This window comes from Pedobacter sp. KBW06 (assembly GCF_003852525.1).
Taxonomy (GTDB): domain Bacteria; phylum Bacteroidota; class Bacteroidia; order Sphingobacteriales; family Sphingobacteriaceae; genus Pedobacter.
On the sequence record NZ_QAJL01000009.1, the window covers coordinates 55,995 to 76,135 of the forward strand.

Annotated in this window: 13 protein-coding genes and 1 tRNA gene; 1 reads left to right on the forward strand and 13 read right to left on the reverse strand. The window is 43.3% G+C overall.

From position 1 onward, the window contains the following. Positions 1-116: 116 nt before the first annotated feature. The 7 genes from DBR43_RS32280 to DBR43_RS32310 all read right to left on the reverse strand — a co-directional run bounded on the left by DBR43_RS32280 (position 117) and on the right by DBR43_RS32310 (position 8,485). Complete coding sequence (locus DBR43_RS32280) at positions 117-1,460, reverse strand: alpha/beta fold hydrolase (RefSeq protein ID WP_124587484.1); 1,344 nt, start codon at positions 1,458-1,460, stop codon at positions 117-119. Between the two features lie 159 nt (positions 1,461-1,619). Further along, on the reverse strand, positions 1,620-1,868 hold the full coding sequence (locus tag DBR43_RS32285; protein WP_124587485.1) for a hypothetical protein: 249 nt from the start codon (positions 1,866-1,868) through the stop codon (positions 1,620-1,622). A gap of 94 nt (positions 1,869-1,962) precedes the next feature. Then, positions 1,963-2,781, reverse strand: a complete 819-nt coding sequence (locus tag DBR43_RS32290) for a hypothetical protein (RefSeq protein WP_124587486.1) — start codon at positions 2,779-2,781, stop codon at positions 1,963-1,965. A gap of 12 nt (positions 2,782-2,793) precedes the next feature. Next, positions 2,794-6,093: a TonB-dependent receptor gene (locus DBR43_RS32295; protein ID WP_158622654.1), complete on the reverse strand. Its 3,300-nt coding sequence runs from the start codon at positions 6,091-6,093 to the stop codon at positions 2,794-2,796. A gap of 240 nt (positions 6,094-6,333) precedes the next feature. Further along, on the reverse strand, positions 6,334-7,335 hold the full coding sequence (locus DBR43_RS32300; RefSeq protein WP_124587488.1) for a FecR family protein: 1,002 nt from the start codon (positions 7,333-7,335) through the stop codon (positions 6,334-6,336). A 123-nt stretch (positions 7,336-7,458) separates the two neighbouring features. Then, positions 7,459-8,058: a sigma-70 family RNA polymerase sigma factor gene (locus DBR43_RS32305; RefSeq protein WP_158622655.1), complete on the reverse strand. Its 600-nt coding sequence runs from the start codon at positions 8,056-8,058 to the stop codon at positions 7,459-7,461. A 353-nt stretch (positions 8,059-8,411) separates the two neighbouring features. Then, positions 8,412-8,485 (reverse strand) — tRNA-Ala (locus DBR43_RS32310). Positions 8,486-8,772: 287 nt separating this feature from the next. Between DBR43_RS32310 and DBR43_RS32315 the strand changes: the two genes are divergently transcribed. Further along, positions 8,773-9,360 (forward strand): RNA polymerase sigma factor, encoded by a 588-nt coding sequence (locus DBR43_RS32315; protein WP_124587490.1) that lies wholly within the window; start codon positions 8,773-8,775, stop codon positions 9,358-9,360. Positions 9,361-9,410: 50 nt separating this feature from the next. Here the strand turns inward: DBR43_RS32315 and DBR43_RS32320 are convergent, their stop codons facing one another. From DBR43_RS32320 to DBR43_RS32345, 6 genes are all read right to left on the reverse strand, one after another. Continuing rightward, positions 9,411-10,742 (reverse strand): DUF4302 domain-containing protein, encoded by a 1,332-nt coding sequence (locus DBR43_RS32320; protein WP_124587491.1) that lies wholly within the window; start codon positions 10,740-10,742, stop codon positions 9,411-9,413. An 18-nt stretch (positions 10,743-10,760) separates the two neighbouring features. Beyond that, positions 10,761-12,065 carry a DUF4302 domain-containing protein gene (locus tag DBR43_RS32325; RefSeq protein ID WP_124587492.1) on the reverse strand — a complete coding sequence of 435 codons (1,305 nt, stop codon included), beginning with the start codon at positions 12,063-12,065 and terminating at the stop codon, positions 10,761-10,763. Between the two features lie 14 nt (positions 12,066-12,079). Continuing rightward, positions 12,080-12,931: a putative zinc-binding metallopeptidase gene (locus DBR43_RS32330; protein WP_233603306.1), complete on the reverse strand. Its 852-nt coding sequence runs from the start codon at positions 12,929-12,931 to the stop codon at positions 12,080-12,082. 22 nt (positions 12,932-12,953) lie between these two features. Next, complete coding sequence (locus DBR43_RS32335) at positions 12,954-14,429, reverse strand: RagB/SusD family nutrient uptake outer membrane protein (protein WP_124587494.1); 1,476 nt, start codon at positions 14,427-14,429, stop codon at positions 12,954-12,956. A gap of 10 nt (positions 14,430-14,439) precedes the next feature. Next, positions 14,440-17,817, reverse strand: coding sequence for a SusC/RagA family TonB-linked outer membrane protein (locus tag DBR43_RS32340; protein ID WP_124587495.1), 3,378 nt, complete (start codon positions 17,815-17,817; stop codon positions 14,440-14,442). Positions 17,818-17,925: 108 nt separating this feature from the next. Next, a complete protein-coding gene (locus DBR43_RS32345) occupies positions 17,926-20,136 on the reverse strand; it encodes an IPT/TIG domain-containing protein (protein ID WP_158622656.1) in 2,211 nt (736 codons plus the stop codon). Positions 20,137-20,141 lie beyond the last annotated feature (5 nt).

Below are 20,141 nucleotides of genomic sequence, written 5' to 3' on the forward strand. Positions count from 1 at the left end.
CTCATAAAAAACTGCTCTTTCTGCCAGGTAATCCATTTCAACTATTTGCATGAGACTCCAAATCCCTGATCATTTCGATGAGATGACCTTGAATAGAAATTATTAAGGGATAAAGCTTATTCCAAAAATACCTTTAGCCGGCTGTTAAATTCAGCAACGATCTCCACCGGAGCGTAGTGCGTTGCTCCCTTAAAGATGACCAATTGAGAAGAAGGAATATTTGCTGCAATATATTTGGTATGTTTTTCCAGTACCATATCCTTTTCTCCCGCCATCACCAATACCGGGGCCTTGATCTGCTTTAGATTTTCAACAGTGATATGAGGTTCATTCAGGAGCATGCTAAACAATCTGGCCTGTTTTTTTGACTGAACATCTGATTTTGCTTCCAGACCGTGGATAGACTTCTTAACTTCAGTCAGGATACTTCTTGGTATCGCTTCTTCTGTTGCAAACATCACAGCTCCCATCACCGCCAGCTTGTTCACATATGAGGGGTATTTATAGGCCATGATTAATCCCGTATTCCCTCCATCACTCCAACCATAGATACTGGCTTTTGGAATGTACAGCGAGTCAAGAAGTGTTTTCATATCTTCCGCAAACAAATCGTAGTTAAGAGGATCAGTACTCAGATCTGTACTTTTACCCTGGCCACGGGTATCTACTGCAATAACTTTATAATATTTAGAAAACTCCAGGATCTGTTTCTTTAGGGCATAGATAGACTGACTGTTTCCATGCAGCAACAACAACGGTGCTCCTTGTCCATAAGTTTCGTAATAAATATTCGCATCATTCACCTTAACATAGGCTCCCGCAGCCGGGTTATTTCCGTATGGAACATACGCTTTGGGAACAGCATTAAAATCAGGCTTTAATTTAGCCTGACTGATGTCCTTTCCATCGATAAGAATCCGGACATCGTCTACCCATAATTTACCTGTACCAGCCAGTCCAGGCCATATTCTAATATACTGTCCATCTTTTGGCAAAGGGATTTTAACACTATATTCTTTCCAGTCTGCAGTTCCTTTAAGCTTTCTGGAATCCAGTCCGGCATACTTTATCCTGTCATAATCCGCATCATCAACCGCTACTCCCAGGGATGCAAAACCAGAAACCGATTCAAACTTCATAAAGGCTTTGATCTCCATTTCCTTACCCTCATATTTTGCAGGGATTGTTCCCAGTGATTGCCCCATAGATGAAGGATCCAGTGCATCTGTTTTTTCGATTAGTAAGGAACGCTTTCCGCTATGTTTTTCCGCGGTATCTGTGACGATCTTATACCCTTTCCTTTGTTGGTGTCCCAGCCAGAAATAAGGCAGGTTACCATTCTCCGTAAGTTCAAAACCCAGGTTAAATTCGTCGGGCTTCTGACTTGCAGGAAGTGTGCTTTGCGCCTGAGCAAGAGCGATACTGAACGAGACTAAAATGAAAGTAAAAATTCGGGTCATATTATTTTATTTCCCACTAATCTATTGTTTTAACAGATCAACTTCAATATTTTAACAACAGTTAACATTTACATCAATTCAATATCATTTTCATATCTGAAAATTTGATTATACTTTTTTAACTAACTTACCACCAATACTTTTATTAACCTGCCCCAACTATTTACCTCTTAGAATGACAATACCCAGAGTAATCACGCCAATGACTCCCAAAATTAGTCCGCCAACAAATATCGTTGTATTAATTGGATGAGGCATCTTTATGGTAAAGCCGATTCCTAAACAAAACCATCCGCAAATCATTAATGCAATACCTGTTATTTTAAAAATATTTCTCATAAGAAGCAAGCCTGTTTTTTTATCCATCCCTGCTTCAAAATTCCGGAAAATAAAACAGCCTTTCAGCATTAACTGAAAGGCTGTTGAGGATCTTGATAAATTAGAAACCCTAAACTATCTCTGACCTGATTTAATTGGGATATTCAAATCAGTTCTTATACAATTAGCGGGGAAACAACTGAACAAGGTCATAAAACTCTCCATAAGTCTGTCCACCGCCCGCTGCTTTCCGGTTAAAATAGAAACTCTGAACTTTGCCTGGCGAGACTCCATCGTAGGGGATTTCCAGGTTAATGATACTATCGTCTCTTTTCTTATTGATGTAATAATCCTTGGTCTTTGCATCCCTGATCACTACAATCGGATATAATTCAGTGCCACTTTGCTGCGGGTTGACCATTGGTACCTGAACTTTCAGGTAAGGCGTCCATTTTCCGGGTTGAACATTTTCCGCTATTGGAATAATAGTGGTATTTACGACGATGAGCGGGTCGGGCCTGGTATCATCATAATAGTACTCCAGCACCTCAATGTTGATATTGGCCGGCGTAGCACCGCCTGTGGGTTCCAAATAAAAATTCGCAGTATACTCATCTCCCTGGGGTTCCGGATAGGTATACCCCTTACTGAATTTCAGTCCGTCGAAATAGAAAGCGGGAACAATATTTTGCTTGTCGTTGATCTTGAATTTTTGCTGATAAATCGTCTCTCCTGTACTTTTCCTTTTCAGCTCCATATTGATCTCATCCCTGGTAAAAGCAAGCTGGGTTTGTGTACCGGTAACCCGCACCCGTCCGTAATATTCCCGCAATTTAACCCCATCAAAATACTGTTCAACGGTATCGCCCAGCACAAATCCTTTGATACTGAATTCTTTGTTAATTGCTTTTATTTCCGGAAATACCGGGATTCCGTCCTTTTCACATGCACTAAACAGGAATACGAGCGCTGCCAGGTAAATTATTTTAAATGTCTTAATCATGATCTGTTTAAATTAGAAGTTATAAGAAAAAGAGAGACTGAACGTACGGCCAACATAGCGGGTAGAAGTTTGGCGGTCGCCAACTTGCCGGTTCGTTACCGGATCTACATAGCCTTCTTCAAATTTCTCTGAGAAACCGAATTTATATTTGTACTTGTCGTTCCATTCCAAATCCATCAAATGTTCTGTACCCGGCTTTTGTTCATAGGTACTCTGGTCATTGATAAAATAACGGAAAGGGGCATCGAGCAGGTTACTCATGTTGAGCTTGGTTTCCATTTTTCCCTTCAGGAATTTATAGCTGATCTGCGCATCCATTTGTGAACGCGGTCTTTCATACTCCACCAGGCCAGGTTCAATTCCGGTAATGAATGTCTTGTACCCGGCATGGTTATAGGTAAGGTTTAAGCCCAGCTTTTTGCCCACATATTGGATCCCCGCATTGTACAGCAGTGGAACCTGTCCATACAAAGCACGCGGATATTTCATGTATTTATAATACATTGTATCCACTCCATTAGCCGTCTTTTCGTACTGTACGTCCCTTGCCCTGACCTCCGATTTCTGCAGCGTCAGGTTACCACTCAGGTAAATGTCTTTAAGAAAAGGAAGCCCCTGGTATAGAAACCCCAGATTTTTACGCAGTTCAAATTCCCAGCCCCTTACTTTCGCCCAGTCGGAATTGGAAACGGTGATGTAACCTCTTCCATTATTTTCCCTGTCGATCCTGTAATATTCCGCTGGTTTATCAAAATACTTATAGAAATAGGCTACCGACAACAACTCTCCTGCTCCGGGAAACAACTCGATCTTGGCATCGTAATTATCAATCAGGGTACTGCTCACTCCGGAGCTTCTCACATCTGAACCGTAGTTCGGGTTGAAACGGGAGAACCTCGAACTTTCCATCAACCCCGGCCTGACCGCAGCTTTGGCATAAGATGCACGTAGGTTCAGGTCCTTTAAAGGGGAATAAGTAAGGTTGGCTGAAGGCAGAAAATACCAGTCTTTCTTTTCCTCAAAAAATATTTTGCTGTTTAAGTCCTTTAGCAAACTGGCAGAATTCACCAGGGTATCCAGCTTGAAATATTCAGCTCTGACTCCCCATACCACCCGCAGGTTGGGTAGCAATTTATGGTCTAACATGGCAAATGCACCACTGTTTACACTTTTCGCCTCGAATTTATTCGAGCCATAGTCCTGCTTAAAATAAAACAGGTTGTTGCCGGCATTTTCCATGCCCATATATTTGCCCCAGTCCTGAATGGAAATCAGCTCCGTTGGAACTGTAGAACTCGCCGATTTTACGATGGGCAGGATTTCCCAGTCATAGTAGGCATGTTTTTTCAGATAGTTTCCGCCAGCCTTAAAGATGTGCTGAGTCCTGCCCAGCTTAAAATCGTAAGCAGCACTCAGGGTCGCATCAAAATTTCGTTCCTTGTAAATGTATTCACCACGGAACAGGGTACCAGCACCAGGATCAGTTGTACTACCAGGTGTGTAGCTATACAGCACACCGTTTCCGATTTCTGCACCTCCCAATGAAGCAGATATGGCATCCTGCTCCAGGGCTTTCAAAGATGTCCTGGCCAGGCTCCATTCTATCTTGAAGGGCTGCAGGCGATGAACACCGCTGACCTTATTCTGTAGCAGGTCTGTGAATTTCGGCCGGTCATCTTCCTCTATGTCCGGAAATTTCCTGTTGTCCTCATTCTTTGGATTGTTATGGTCCCAGCCCGTATAACGGCTAAACCGGTTGTCAAAAATCCGGGTGTATAAGTTGTAAGTGTTGATCTGGTGCTTTTCCGTTTTAAAACCTCCGTTCAACATTAAACCCAAGGTGGTATTAAACCCATATATATTTCCAGTATTGATGTCGGTGGGATCGTCTCCCCGCGTAGGTGCCTGCGTCCAGTCTCCACGACGCATGGTAGACACGTAATCATTGGTTTGCGTATTCCGGTAACTCAGCGAGCCCACAAATCCAAGCTTACGCTCTTTGTTACTGCTCAATGCATAAGACCTTCCTAAACTTAACAGATAATTTTGCGAAGGCATAGATTGGAAAGTACGTGCGCCCAAACGTTCTGTACCGCCGATACGTTTGTTTTGTTCAGCCACCTGTGCAGCCTTGATTTCATTCTTACTGTCGTCCTGAGCGGGATTGAACTTTCCAACCAGATTTAGCAGGCCATCCGGAAAATGGGACCTTCCACCGTCGTCAAAACCCAGATAATCATATTTGCCGCGGCCATAACTCAAAAAATCTTTCCCCGTAGTCCGGCTGTTAAAAGAACTTCCTGCACTCAGGGAAAGGAAATTGCTTTCCGGTACAGATTTCGTGGTGATTTGAACCAGACCTCCTGCAAATCCATAAGGCATATCTGCGGTGATGGACTTGGCCACCACGATGTTTTCAACCAGATTTGTAGGAATCAGGTTAAACTCAAAATCACGCTCCTGTACATCTGTGCTGGGCAAGGTACTTCCGTTTAGCAGTGATACATTGTAACGCTCTGCAATGCCACGGATCACTACCTTTTTATTTTCATTGGTAGATACCCCGGTAATCCGTTTCAGCGTTTCCCCCACATGCTTGTCCGGTGTGGCGCTGATCTGCTCTGAGGAGATCCCGTCTGAGAAGTTGGAGGTATTCTTTTGTAATGCATATAACCCCGCTGCCGATGCTTTTTTATAGCTGGAAGTGATGACTACCTCCGATAAACCTTTGGCATCAGGTTTCATGGAAATATCCAGCGCCGTAATTTCCCCTTCGCGAACCACAATATCGGTAATCCGCTGTTTCAAATAAGAGATATAACTGACCTCCAATGTATAAGTACCCGGCTTCAGGCTGATGCTATATCTACCATCTACCGTACTTTGCACTGCCTGTCCGGTCTCTATAATCTTCACAGTGGTACTCGGCATCACCTCGCCCCTGTTGTCCGTAATCTTTCCGGTAATCCGCCCCGGCTGTTGCGGAACAGGCCTGGCATCAATAATGATGTAATTCTTAAAAAGCCGGTATTTGAGATTTGTTTTCTCAAGAATACTACGCAGTACAGCGCCTGCGGTAATGTCATTGCTGTTTAAAGTGATCTTTTTACTTTCCTTTTGAAGTAATTCATCCTCATAGGATATCCTGATACCACTTTTTTGCGAAAGCGTGATCAGTCCTTCTTCTATAGAAGCGTTATTCAGTTTAATCCCGATCTTCAGCTTGTCGAGGTTTTGGCCCCGTACATTACCGGCAACCAAAACCCCGATAAAGCTGAGCTGGAGGGTGACAAACATCAGGGATAATTTCATGATAAATGGAATTGTTGGGCGTAGTTTTCCTACATTATGCATATTTTTGAATGTTAATGTTGTTTGATAAAAGCACTTTAATTGTATCCGGGCCTGGCCCGGAGCATTTCACCTGCAGTACAGCGTCTTGGTAAACTTGATACTGCATGTGATCACATCTTCCGTTTCCGGATTTCCGGGGACGGATTTTTTGTTTTTAGTAAAGATTAATTGTCCATTTTTCTCCTTTCTGTTTTTGTCTTATTTGCTGCCGGAAATCATGATTTTCTGCTTTCCCTTAAAATGGTATTTCAGCTGAGCGGTATTACAGATGATATCCAGCGCATCTGTCAGGGCTGCAGTACCGTCTACATTTAAGGAGAAACGTTTGTGAACAGGTGCTGATTTTTCAAAACGAATATCTACACCATACCAGTTGCCCAGCTCGTCGGCAATTTGCGCAAGCGAACGGTTTCTGAAGGAAATCTCTCCTGTTGCCCAGCCTTTAACCGAGGAGATATCGGGAGCTGTTGCTGATGCCTTTCCCGTCTTTTCCTCCCAGCTGATTCCCTCTCCCGGAGTCAGCACTGCGAGTTCAGACCTTATTTTTGTATCTTCCAGTCTGGAAACCTGAACTTTCCCGGTCGCCACTTCCACAGTCAGCGGATTGTCCTTAAATGCGGTGATTTTGAATGAAGTACCTAAAACCCTGGTTTGTATTTTACCCGTATGAATCACAAAAGGTCGTTTTGCATCTTTTGTAATTTCAAAAAATGCTTCCCCGATCAGGGTTAATGTTCGTTCTTGTGCCGCAAATTGCTCAGGGAACCTGATGCTGCTACCCGCGCCAAGGTAAACCATCGAGCTGTCCGGCAAGGTGATCCTGGAACGGACACCTCTTGGATTCGCCTTTTCTATCATGGCAATGGGGGCCACATGTTCTGCTCCTGGTTTGCTGAAAAAATATCCGACAATCCCCAACACCAGCACACAGGCTGCAGCATAACCGATCCATGGTGTCTGCCAGAATTTAACTACCGGCTTTTTAAAATATTTATCACGGAACTCCTGGTTCCATTCTTCCAGTTTTTTTTCATCGGACGATACCTGCTCCATCGCAGAAAAGTCGGCCTCCAGCAACGCTTCCAATGCTTGTTGCCACGCTGGATCCTGAAGAAACTGCTGCACCCGGAGCAGATCCTCAGCGCTGCAGCGGTCATTGATATAGCGGATTAAAAGTTCCTTGTCAATTTCGTTCTTCATGCTTATGGTATAGGGCAAACTGCCCTAACCATACATACCGTAAGAAACAGAATTTATACCCAAGGGAAATGAGGATCTTTTTTAAAAAACCACATAAACAACTGATAATGAACTACAAAAAAATTAATTAAAACCAGAGATTCCGATAGTGGACAGAAAAAACAAGGCCATCTCTCCGTTTTTGCGCATGAAGTTTCTAACGGTATGAAAAGAATCCGTAAGGTGACGGTTGACCGTTTTGGAAGAAATCTCAAGTTCAGCAGCTATTTCCTGATAGCTCATTCCTTGCTGCTGACGCATTTCAAATACCAACCTTCTCTGAGGGCTCAGGCGGTTCAGGCTTTCCTGATATAAGGTATTAAGTTCACGGTACTGAACCAGGTCATCAGCCTGCTCAACAGAAACGGGCTCGCTGGACATTTGCTCAATCGGCAATAAAGGGAGGGTTTTCTTTCGGAACTGATCCACTATCGCTGCTTTCAGCAAGTGAAAAAGAAAGGGTTCCAGACTTTGTCGATCTTCGGCCAGGTCTTCTTTTTTTTGCCAGGTCCTGAACATCACGTCCATGGCAATTTCCTTAGCCAGTTCAGCGTCAGAAGTATAACGGGAAGCAAAGCGGAGCAGTTTATGAAAATGAAGTTTAAATAACTGGTTGAATGCACTTTCGTCTCCATTTTTCCAAAGGCTAATCAATTCACGTTCGTCTTTCGGAGGTGGGAGCATTTCGACCAATTTCATTTCCACCAAAAGTACGGCACGGGTAAATAACGGCAGATTAAATGTATGTTAACGATTTGTTAGCCATAACCTGAACGGCATCAATATTAATAAGCAGAATTGCATTCACAAACGCTTTTTTTTTGAAAAGAAAAATAAACTACCCTCTGCTCAGGTATCCAGAATGATGCCGGAGCATAACAAAATAGCGATGAACGCAAACGCCCCTATACTGATAAGAAATGGAGGAGGATTTTACCGCATTTACAGGCAAAGCAAATCTTAGGAAAGAGAACAAAAAATAAAAACCAAATTCAACAAAAAAGCCTTTCAGAATGAACTGAAAGGCTTTTGAAGGGTGGAGAATAGCGGAGTCGAACCGCTGACCTCTTGCCTGCCAGGCAAGCGCTCTAGCCAGCTGAGCTAATCCCCCTCGTGACTTGTGGGTGGCAAAAATAGCAATTAGTTTGTTGATTCCAAATTATTATTGAAATAGGCTTTTTTCTTTAGATTTTATCTCCTCAAAAGATCAGTTATCTTCCTTGTTAAATCGCGCTTTATCCCTGGCGCCTTTTTGTTTGAGATCTCTTCATAACCTCCTCCTAAACATACTTTTAACCGCATTATAATTGAAAGCAAAGCTTGAAAAGCACTGATAATTTTGTATGTTTGGGAAAGCCCCATTTTACTTAAAAAAATCTGCACTATAATTAAAAGCGTATGAATAAACCATTAAATCATCTATCCGACCAGGAGCTTTTAAACAGGTGCAGGTTAAATGACGAAAAAGCATTCAATCTCTTGTTTGACCGCTACTTCAAACTCCTTTATAATTTCGGATATGGTTTAATTCAGGATGAAGATATTGCCAAAGAATTAGCGATGGATGTGATGCTGCGCTTATGGCAGAAAAAAGGGGACATCGTGATAGAAAACGAACTGTTGCCTTATCTTTTCAGGTCTGTAAAAAATGCGGTTTATAACCATTGGAGAAAGGCCCGGATCATTACCCAGCCTTTAGAGCTATTTGAAGACAATCTGGAAAACTCACATCCTTCCGCAGACAGCAACCTCGTCTTTAAAGAACTGGAGAAAAGCTATAATGACATCCTCAATAATTTGCCGGAGCAAAGAAGAAAAATTTTCCATTTAAGCAGGAATGAAAACCTGTCTTATGCGGAAATTGCAGAAAAGATGAACCTCTCCGTGCATACCGTACGCAATCAGATGAGTTCCTCAGTACGGTATTTCCGCAAGCATTTTGGCGATATTTCTAAAATTCTGTTTATCATGTACTTTAAATGGTGACACAAATTAAATGGTGAAACAAAGCTGTCTCACCATTTAAAGCGCATCAATTAATTCACCATACTTCCAATCACACCCGTAAAATACATATCCGGGTCGTCCTGACTGATAAACTGTCCTAAAAGACCATTTGGCGTATCATAGTAGTCGAGCTTAAAGCGGTGGTTGCCCACAACTCTGACCAGAATTTCCACATAGGTTTTGATCACATCGGCGTTGGCCTGAACCGGATCTTTCAGGTTCAGCGGCAATGCCTTGAATGTAAAAGTCCCATCCGTTGTCTTTGTGTAAGCGAAAGGGAATGCCCCTTTGTAGAGCGTGCCATTTATATCGAAATAAACATTGAAGTTCATTACATTCTTTTTGTCAGAGAAATCAAAATCAGTGACCAGCAAAAATCCCTGGTACGGACTGTAATTTAATTCAGAGGTCGCGATCGCCCAGGCATAATAGTAAGATTCCGACCAGCCCGGAAGTTGGGTCACATAAAAGGGAGAAGGTATCGACAATTCAGAAGGGAAACCATTTCCCATAAAAAGATGTAGGGGGATGACCGGCATATTAGAACCCACAAAAGAGATCCGCTCCGATCCATCTTCCAGATAAAACACCGCCTTAACCGGATCAAAAAACAATTCATAAACCCATTTATTCCCTAAACGGATCGGTTTTTTAAACTGAATTTTATTGATGCCATAAGCAAAATCTGCGGAGGTCGACTGGACTTGATTTTTATCGACATAACTCGCAATCACAGACCGGTTCAACTGGTTAACGGCAAATTGAACCGCATAACCACCGGCAGTAATGACAGAATAGAAGGGCTTATTGTAAAAGAACTGACTTACAGACCGTAATGATTTCCCCAGCTCACCTGCATTAAAGTCATTGCGTTCCTGAACATTTGCAGTCGTCAATTTCAATTCATCACCATACCTGTTTCCAACGAGCATAATCGTATCCCCTTTTTTATAACTGAAGGAATAGCTGGTATCCGCAGCAATCACATCCCTTCCTTTCTTCACATAAATAGAATCCAGATAAGTTCCTTCAGAAAAACTGATGATCGCATTTGTCTTTTCCGACCTTAAACTAAACTTTGAGGTTTTGGGAACAGATCCGCTTTCGGGACTCAGATCGGCCATCATACTCACTACCCCTTTAGCCGTCAGGTTGATGTACAAGCTATATACTTTGCCGGATTTCGGTCTTAAAGTACCCTTCCATACCGATTGTCCGTTTACTATTGCCTTTTTAAAGTCGTTAAATACTTCCTCGGAATTTGGAAATACCTTTTCTACCGCATAGGCCTCCTTGCTGTCTTTCTTACAAGAGCTGAATAATAAGCTCCCTAAAAAGATGATGATCCATATATTTTTCATTTGTATACTGTTTTTTTGTTAGCGTAAATAACCGATAAACTTAAATCCAGGCTTTATAGAATTCGTCCCTGAACCCATTAAATTGGCCTGTCCATGTTCGTAGTCAAATTTGAAAGTTCCTCCGGTCATACCCGTAATGAAAGGTTTAAATACCGTTTCCAGATAAATTGCATTTCCATCAATGGCGCCTACATATTCAAAGGCATAGGATTCTCCCTTTTTGGTATAGTAAAAAGCATACCTCGCATGAAACACCTCAGCGCCCTGGACAATGATTAAATCCAGCACCATGGTCTTATCAACCGTATTAAATGAAATTCTCAGCTCCGGAAATGTACTGCCCGGCGACAATGAATTTCTGGCGTTCAGGAGCACGCTGTTCCTTATCGTATTGTAATCTGATCCCGTGCCGGCCACCGTTTCTTCAAACGGAAGCACAATACTGCTGAATTGTACGCCAAGCATCTGATCAAAAGAAAATAAAGGAGCATTGGAAACCTGTACCGGTATGACCTGATCTTTATGAACCAGCGATAAAGAACCCTTATCCTCAGCAATCCGGACCTTATTGAACACCAGGTTTTCAATATTCACAGTTGTTGACAACACCAGATCGTTCAATCCTGAAAATGCAAATCCAATATTTTTCGTTTTCAAGATACCCGAACTGTCGTAACTCAGGATGAGTTTTTTGCTGTTCAGGTTCAGGTTGAATGCAATGGTATTGTGCTTCGCCGTTTCGATGTAATTAAAGGAATTGGCATTCAGATAATCGGCGATATTCTTTTTAAGCACATTTAAATGACCTGCTTTATAAGCCGCAGCTTCAGTTGCAGATGCTTTCACCAGAACCAAGGTACTTCCATTCAAATTCCCCTTCAATTTGATCGTATCTGCGCTGCTTTCAAGAATTGAAAATTCAAAATCAGAATACAGTCCCCATCCTGGCTGACCACCATTTACTCCGGGATCAGGGTCTGCCAGTAAATGCAGGTAAGAATAAGTATCGAAATAAATGGATGGCAATGTGGTTGCCTTCAGGCGATAAGAGCTTTCAAAAAGCTTGAGTCCGCTCTCTTCATCAATATCGGCCAGCATCTCGACCCTATTCTTTCCGTTAAAATTAAACAGAAATCCGTATCCCCCACCGCCAGCAGGGAAAAGATGCCCCTTCCAGCCATTGGCCGATCCACTCAAAAGGTCATTGTATTTAGTCAGCGCCTCTGTTAATCTGTAATCAGGGCGCTGTTCGTCTGCGATTTCATCCTTTTTGCAAGAAAAAATCAAAGGAAACAGCAGCAGGTATAAAAGTATTTTTTTCATAATCAGTAATTGCGCTATTTGGTGAAATTGATAATGGCCAGCCTGGTCGCCTCCTGTAGTTTTCTAAAGTCAATGTTGTACACGCGCTTATAATAATCTACAATAATGGCCTCCTTTTGTCTGAGGATCTTTTTTGATGATTCAGGAACAAAGAAATCGTTCACGATGTCATCAAAATATGCCTGTCCATAAACCAAAAGTATGGCTGCTGTTTCTACAAAATCTTCATCCGGACTTGCCTTTGCATAGGCAGTTACCAGTCCCTGTGTATTGGCTTCCAGGTCTGTCGTGTTGAACCAGGTTGCCGTAATCCTGTCGGGATTTAATCCTTTCCACTCCACCGGATATGCCCGGATCTGGTGAAGAATGTGGGCAAACTCATGGTGAATGGTGTGGAGCATCCTTTTGACCTCAGCTACATTCTTTTTATCGAATTGATTCACCACCATCAGCACGATTTTCCGTCCTCCCTCTGCCTGTCCGAGTACGATGGTCCCGTCGCTGTTGTACTCTGCACTTCCGGCCAGCTGAAACAATTTGGGCGAATATTTTTTAATAAAATCTGCACCGGCAACGGCCTCATAAGGTTTGATATAAATGTCCCTCACTGCCGACATCACCGGTTCTACCCTGCTCTCCAATACCGGAACCAGGTTCTTCGCATAGTTTAATTCATAGGGGTCCCATTTGTATTTCACCTCTATATTGTAGGGTTCCACAAAGTTCTTGTCTACCCAAAAATCTAAAGGGCCTTTTGTCCAGGTTTCCCCGCCCAGACCAACAATAGGTGTGGTTGGTAAGGCCTCGTCTTTTTTACAACTCAACACACACAAAATGAGAACAATAAAGGGTGTGTATATATACATTAGTTTCATATTGATTTCTTTTTTATCGTGGATTCAGTTCCAGGCCAGAGCTTTGTGCTTCTTCAGGAATTTGAAATACCCTTTGCGGGTGTTGCGGGCCTAAGATTAAAATTTCTCCTTTTGAGGTTTTATGTTCTACAGGGAGTCCATGTCTGATGATGTCAAACCAGCGTTGTCCCTCAAAGAGGAAATTCACCCGTTTAAATTCAAGGATACAATTGATCAGTACCTGCTCGCGGTCGGCCGAATTATAAAATGTGATCAGTTTATCCATGGTAATGGCCATTCCGGGATCATACACAGGATTGCTGAAACTGATGATAAAACGACTGGCGATGTAATCATTGAGGTCTGCCAGGGCAGCTTCATAATTGCCCATCATCGCATTGGCTTCTGCCCTGTTGAACAGCACTTCCTCTGTACTGAAAACAGGGATCATGTTATAAGGAATTCCGCTTTCTGCGTTTAAGGTCAGGCGGACAAAATGCTCCCTGAATTTTGGAATATTGAGGCTCGTTTCATTTCCATAAATGTTATAGGCCCAGGTTCCTCCGGTCACATTTGTACCACCGGTAAGTTTATTCATCAGATCAGAAGTAAAGCCATAGCGGAAAGAGGGATAACTTCTTCCCCATGCAGAAGGAGTTTCAATCAATAAAATATTTGCCGGATTGTCTGCTCTGGTGTATTGGGCTTCCAGTTCCCGATATTGAAAGCTACGGTAGGCAGTACTGTTTACCGGCCTTAAATAGGCACTCAGACTGGCACTGGAAAATACAGCGTTCGCATGTTTAACCGCATTTGCCGCATCCTTTTTAAAGAGATAAAAACGGGAAGCGAAAGCATTTGCCGCAGCACGTGTAAAGTGGTATTTAGGAACCTTATACTTCGCATCATTGATGAGTGGCAAACCTTCTTTAAGGTCTTTTTCAATCATCTCATACACATAGGCTACGGTTTTACGCTGGTAATGTCCCAGTACAATCTTTTCGGTGGCCGTTACGTAAGGAATCCCCGGATCAACAGCGGAAGTCTGTGGCGAATAGGGTTTTGAAAACAGGGTCACCAACATAAAATGTGCATAAGCCCTGGCGACCAAAGCCTCGCCTTTATAGGCTTTGTACCTATCATCGTTAGCTTGTTTGTCAATCACCTCCAAAGCATGATTTGCCGCTGAGATCGCTTTATAGGAAGCGTTCCAATACCCGATGGGGGCATCCGCGTCCGGACTTTTATCGTCTTTAAAGAAATATGGAGAACTATTCGCCAGGTCGACATTACCGGAGCCTTTATCCGCTACATTGTCCGACATCGATTCTGTAAAAGAGATATAACTCGCCTGAGGATAAGCAGTGGCCAGCAACTCTCCGATCTTTTCCGGAGAATTCAGTTCTGTCCGCATGTCCGGACTTTCATCCAGGAATTTATTGCAGCCGGAGAACAGGCATACACCTGCAATTCCCAGTACAATGCTGTTTTTGAATTTAATCTTGATCATTTTAATAATTTTATAGTCCGACTTTTAAGGATAAGGTAAACTGCTTGGGAATAGGCATAGCGACCCCTCCGGAGCTGAAAAATTCCGGATCCTGACCATTTAATGCCTTATCTGAATAGATCAGCCACAGGTTATTCGCCACCAGACTTAAGGAACAATTGGACAGCTTTAACTTTGAGTTCAGCTTCGCAGGGAGGTTATAGGAAAGGTTCACCTGTTTCAGTCTGATAAAATCCCCCTTAGCTACACGTTCTGTGGAATAGTTATAATTATTATAAGGGAATGAATTGATCAGCTGGGCTTCACCTCTTTTGTCTAAAACCGAAGGCGTGGCATGATCTCCATACAGGATCCATCTGTTGATAAACTCTTCCGGAGTAGCATTCAACTCAGAATAGGCACTGCTGAACGCCGGGTTTAAGCGAATCACATTTCCCGCACTGAAGGTCATCAGGACAGAAAGTTTGAAATCTTTATAGCTGATGTTGTTGAAAAAACCTCCCGTAAGCTTAGGGTCAATCGAACCTTGATAAACCAAATGGCTTGTTTTTAGACTTTGCAGATACACCGCATCGCTTACCACTCCATCTTCATTTAAAAATCTCGGCACTCCTGTTTCTTTATTCAGGCCTTCATACTTTAAGGAGAATAGCCCCCTTTGCGGATACCCTTCTTTCGCCCCTCCATCAGGTCCGATCAAAGACCAGATATTCGGTTCATTTCTCAGGTTGGTAATAACCGATTTATTATAGCCAAAATTCAGCTGCGCATTCCATTTCAGCGCAGCGTGGTCCAGTATTTTTGTCCCCAACGTAAACTCTACGCCATGTGCATCCATATCTGCATAATTGGCCACCTTAACCGCTTCACCACCAACACCGCCATTCCGGATCAGACCAATCAGATCGTAACTTTTGTGGTTGTAATAGTCCATCCCGAGGGTCACAACGTTATTAGCCATGCTGACATCAAACCCAATATTCGTTTTATAGAGTTTTTCCCAGGTTAATTCTGAGTTCTCCAGGTTGATGATGTTGATGGCCGATTCCCGTTCACTTAAATAGGGACGGTTTGTTGCTGCGTTCAGCAACACCACACTGGAGTTTGTGGCCGGGCCACTGCTCGCGGTAAGGCCATAACTGGCCCTTAAAGTGGCCCGGGTCAGGAAACTTTGTTTCTGAAAGAAAGGCTCACCATCGATATTCCATGATCCGCTAATGTTCCAGGTGGGCAGCCAACGGGCAGTTCTCGTTTTTCCCATCAGGTTGGAACCGTCATACCGGAGTGTTCCGGCAACATTGTAACGGTCCTTAAACGTATATCCTGCATTCAAACCATAGGCTAAAAAGCGGTCTTTCCTGCGCTCCATTCCATAATAATCGGAATTGCCTTCTACGATCATCTTTACAAAATTGGGGTCTAAATAAGGAATTCCGCCTTTGTCAAACTGATAGCCGTAACCGCTAAAATTTTTAAACTGTCTGTCCGCATACCTCAGTTCAGAAAAGCCATACACCCTGAGCTGATGGAGTTCATTAAAGCGTTCATTAAATTCCAGGGAATTTCTAAGGTTATAGCTTTTTAAATAAGTGTCATTCGTGTTGTAAAACCCTCCATAAGGCAATACAACAATCGGTTCAGCCTCCGGATTTTCCGGGTTCCTGTATAAAAACTTATTTGCCGCACGAATGGTGGCATCCCCATCAGCACGATAAGCCATTGGCATATTTGAGTTTTCAGTGATGCTGTGTTCCTGATTCGTTTTCGCATACCGGTAAGCCCCCTCAAAAGCATACTTCAGATTTTTCAGCAGGTTATATTTCAAATCTCCCTGAACTTTAAAATCCAGGAAATTCAGGTTGATGCTGTTATTTTCCAGTTCATTTAGAATGTTGAAAGGAGCAAAATTTCTCCTGAAATATTCCCGGTTGCCGTTTTCATCAAAAGCCGTTAAAGCGCGACTGGTATTCAGGGCATAACTAAAAGGGTTGATGTCAAAATCCCGGTTGAACTGTCCGGATACAGGATCACTCACCCGTCCTAAACTTCCCGGCGCCCGTTGATTTCGAACAGAACCCTGTGTAATTAACCCATAACTGAGCTTGTCGTTGGGCGTAAATGTGGCCCTCACGTTGCCGGTGAAGCGCTCCACTTTATCCCCAACAGTCCATCCATTGTCTTTCAGGTAACTTGTCGAGATGTACAGTTGGGCTTTATCTGTACCATTAGACACACTTACCGCATGTTCCTGCATCATGGAGTTTTTAAAAAGCACATCAAACCAGTTCGTATTCGCATTTGCATACCTTTCTAAAAAAGACCTTCTGCTTACAGGATCATTTTTAAGTCCGAACTGCCCGTTTGATTCGTCATACTGATTGATCAAATCGGCCATCTTTACATAAATCCCCCCATTGGCAATTCTTGATGTTGCCCCGAAATTCAACCATCCTTTACGTTCCATCTCCGCATACATGGAAACCTGGTCATAGGAATTCATAATGTTAAACTGGTCGTAGGAAGGTTTTAAATACATAGAAAGGTTCCCGGTATAAGAAACTTTTGAGGTACCGATCTTTCCTTTTTTTGTTGTGATGACAATAACGCCATTCATCGCCCTTGCGCCATACAATGAAGTTGCCGCCGCATCTTTAAGGATTTCAAAACTCTCAATGTCGTCCGGATTGAGGCCGGCAACAGAGGACCCGATTAGGGTGGAAGGGTCTCCGGTCGACAACTGCTCATTGGACACATTGACCACATCTTCCAGGATGATGCCATCGACTACCCACAAAGGTTTGTTATCCCCGCTGATGGAAGTCGCACCGCGGATCCTGATCTTAGGTGCAGCACCAAATGTTCCGGAAACGTTTTGTACCGATACTCCGGCAACCTGCCCTTCGAGCATCCTGCTGACATCCGTTATTCCTTCCCGTTTGGCATCCGCAGCTTTAATGGTAGTCGAAGCTCCGGTAAACTGCCTTTTCTTTACCGTTTGATAACCGGTTACGACCACCTCCCCGAGCTTACCGACTTCTTCCGCCAGCGTGACATTTATAGTGGTCCTGGCACCTACCTGAATTTCCTGGGTAATAAAACCGATAGAACGGATCATAAGTACGGAATTGCCGGATGCCTGAATACTGTAAACACCATCTTTATCGGTAATGGCATATACATTTGAGCCTTTGACGTTAACCGTTGCACCAATTACGGGCAATCCCTGTGCATCGGTCACCTTTCCCCTGATGTTTTGCTGTATCAATTTTGCCGGGTATCCCTTGAGGCCGGCCTGCACTTCCTGCCGGCAAACCCCAAGAAGGGCAAGCAAAAAACAGCTTCGGATCATCCCCCTGAACAGCTGATCTCTGATTAAATTAATTTTCATGTTGTTTTATGGTTTATAAGTATTAATTCTAAAATTTTGGACAAAGGGATCCCCAACCCCTTGATTTTTTGTCAAAATCAAGGGGGAAAATCCGCTATATGTGGGTGCTTATTTTAAATAGACTTTTCTGATCGCGTTATTCCAGTTATCGAGTATATAGAGGACTCCCTCTTTATCAATCGCCAGATCCTGGAGTGAGATGAACCTGGCCACATCAAGGTTTCCATCCTGATAACCTCTGACCGGTTTCATGACCGTAACCACTTCTCCGGTTTGCAAATTTGCCTCGCGAACCGAGATGTTGAATGCATTATCAGAATCCAGAATGAAGAGCTTTTGATCTGCCACCTGCATCCCCCTCAGCCAGGTAAACTTCACTTCCCTTCCTTTCCCGTCAGCATAACCGGTTTCAGCAGGATTTCCGGCCCAATATTTTACGGGTGGCTGAGGTACGGTTCCATCGGTCCGGTAAAGATATTTGCTGATATAGACCTCAAAATCATCAGGATTCAGATATAAATTACCCTCCTGATCGAAGGCAGGACGATGGGTATAATTTCTGGAAGAAACATTTAAAGAGGATAAATCTCCTTGCGGCGTCATTCTCATGGCATTCTGGGTCCCCCTCATGGCATAGATATTACCGGAAGCATCAGTGGTCATGGCAAAAACATTCCCTACACCCGTCATAAAAGTAGAAACCAATCCCTGAGGACTTATTTTTCTGATCAGCTGATTTCCATAATCTGCGACATATAAGTTCTGATTTTTATCGATGGTAAGGGAACCAAAATTCTCAAACCTGAAGCGGGCTTCTGTTCCGGTTCCATTTTGTAAACCTGCCTGTCCGCCTGAACTCCCTGCAAAAACAGCAACCTGTCCGGAAGGAGATATTTTAAGCACCCTGTTTTTGGTATTTTCAATGGCAAAAACATTCCCTGAGGCATCTACAACAATGCTTCCATTTGTGGAGAGGTCGATATTGGTACTTCCGGGACCACCAACCAGGGTGATCACCCCTGCCCGTCTGAATGGTTTTGGCGCAATGGCTTCGAGGTTACCCACCTTTACTTTCAGCGTTCCGGTCAGTACATTTGCCGGTGCTTTAATGGTTATTTTCGTTTCTGTGGCCGAGAGTACCGTTGCCGTCATGTTGTTAAAGGTCACGATGTTTTCCGAAGGATTGCTGCTGAAGCCTGTTCCCGTAAGCGTAACTTCTGTACCTGAAAGCCCGTTATCAGGAGTCATACTTTTTATTCCCAGGCTCTGGTCAAAGAATTTCGGCCCGGTTACTTCCTGATCATTTACGGATAACCTCACTTCGCCAGTCCCCGTATTGCCAGGAATAATCAACTTTAACTCTTTATTTGTGGCCGATGTTACGGGTACAGGCACCCCATTGATCAAGACTTTGTTCTCTTCCTTGTTTGGGCTAAAGGTCAGTCCTTTGATCACCATCTCTGTTCCTCCGGGCCCACTCAGGGGGCTGACAAATTCTATCGTTGGTAAAGGAACGACCGTAAAATCAGGCCCCGATGTTCTTTGTTTATTGACCGTTAACGAAACCGGCCCCGTTTCTACGCCCTCAGGCGCAATCACAACGATCTCATTTTCTTTCGCAGAAAGGACGGTTGCCGGTTTTCCGTTAAAATCTATGGTATTTCCCGCAGCCTCCGCAGCAAAACCTGATCCGCTAATGGTCACATGTGTCCCCTTGCCTCCTGTTAATGGCTTAATGCCCGTTATCGTTTGATAATGAAACACAGGACCTGTGGATTCAAATCCATTTACCTTAACCTGAACAGGTCCGGTCCCTGCATTTTCCGGTACTTCAACCACCAATACCGTATCACTTACACTCACCACAATGGATTCTTTTCCATTGATGAGAACTACTGCCGGACTACTGATGCTGCTGAATCCTTCGCCCATTATCCGGATGTGTGATCCTGCGGAACCATTGGTAGGGAAAATTTCCTTTAAGCTCAGCTGCTGATATTTATACGATCCGATATCCGAATGATTGGATCCGCTCTTCATCTGTATCATTCCCGACTTGCCTCCTTTAGGGGCCCTTACGATCATTTTGTCTTCATGAAGAGCAATCACATCTGCCTGCTGACCTGAAAAGGTGATGGAAACATTTTCAGCTTTAGTATCAAATCCGGTTCCTAAAATCGTCACCAGTGTTCCTTCATTCCCACTGTTTGGGTAATAACTGTCCACTTTAAAAGGTATTTGTTCCCCTTTCAGTTCTTTGTCTTTTTTACAGGAAAAGGTAAATAACACGATCATAAAAATAACTGTGCTAAAACTCATTAGGT

Excerpts from the sequence above, each read along its gene's own strand:
- DBR43_RS32320 (WP_124587491.1), bottom strand. The coding sequence starts at position 10,742 with ATGAAAAATATATGGATCATCATCTTTTTAGGGAGCTTATTATTCAGC.
- DBR43_RS32345 (WP_158622656.1), bottom strand. The coding sequence starts at position 20,136 with ATGAGTTTTAGCACAGTTATTTTTATGATCGTGTTATTTACCTTTTCC.
- DBR43_RS32285 (WP_124587485.1), bottom strand. The coding sequence starts at position 1,868 with ATGCTGAAAGGCTGTTTTATTTTCCGGAATTTTGAAGCAGGGATGGAT.
- DBR43_RS32330 (WP_233603306.1), bottom strand. The coding sequence starts at position 12,931 with ATGTATATATACACACCCTTTATTGTTCTCATTTTGTGTGTGTTGAGT.
- DBR43_RS32280 (WP_124587484.1), bottom strand. The coding sequence starts at position 1,460 with ATGACCCGAATTTTTACTTTCATTTTAGTCTCGTTCAGTATCGCTCTT.
- DBR43_RS32295 (WP_158622654.1), bottom strand. The coding sequence starts at position 6,093 with ATGAAATTATCCCTGATGTTTGTCACCCTCCAGCTCAGCTTTATCGGG.
- DBR43_RS32305 (WP_158622655.1), bottom strand. The coding sequence starts at position 8,058 with ATGCTCCCACCTCCGAAAGACGAACGTGAATTGATTAGCCTTTGGAAA.
- DBR43_RS32325 (WP_124587492.1), bottom strand. The coding sequence starts at position 12,065 with ATGAAAAAAATACTTTTATACCTGCTGCTGTTTCCTTTGATTTTTTCT.
- DBR43_RS32290 (WP_124587486.1), bottom strand. The coding sequence starts at position 2,781 with ATGATTAAGACATTTAAAATAATTTACCTGGCAGCGCTCGTATTCCTG.
- DBR43_RS32315 (WP_124587490.1), top strand. The coding sequence starts at position 8,773 with ATGAATAAACCATTAAATCATCTATCCGACCAGGAGCTTTTAAACAGG.
- DBR43_RS32300 (WP_124587488.1), bottom strand. The coding sequence starts at position 7,335 with ATGAAGAACGAAATTGACAAGGAACTTTTAATCCGCTATATCAATGAC.
- DBR43_RS32335 (WP_124587494.1), bottom strand. The coding sequence starts at position 14,429 with ATGATCAAGATTAAATTCAAAAACAGCATTGTACTGGGAATTGCAGGT.
- DBR43_RS32340 (WP_124587495.1), bottom strand. The coding sequence starts at position 17,817 with ATGAAAATTAATTTAATCAGAGATCAGCTGTTCAGGGGGATGATCCGA.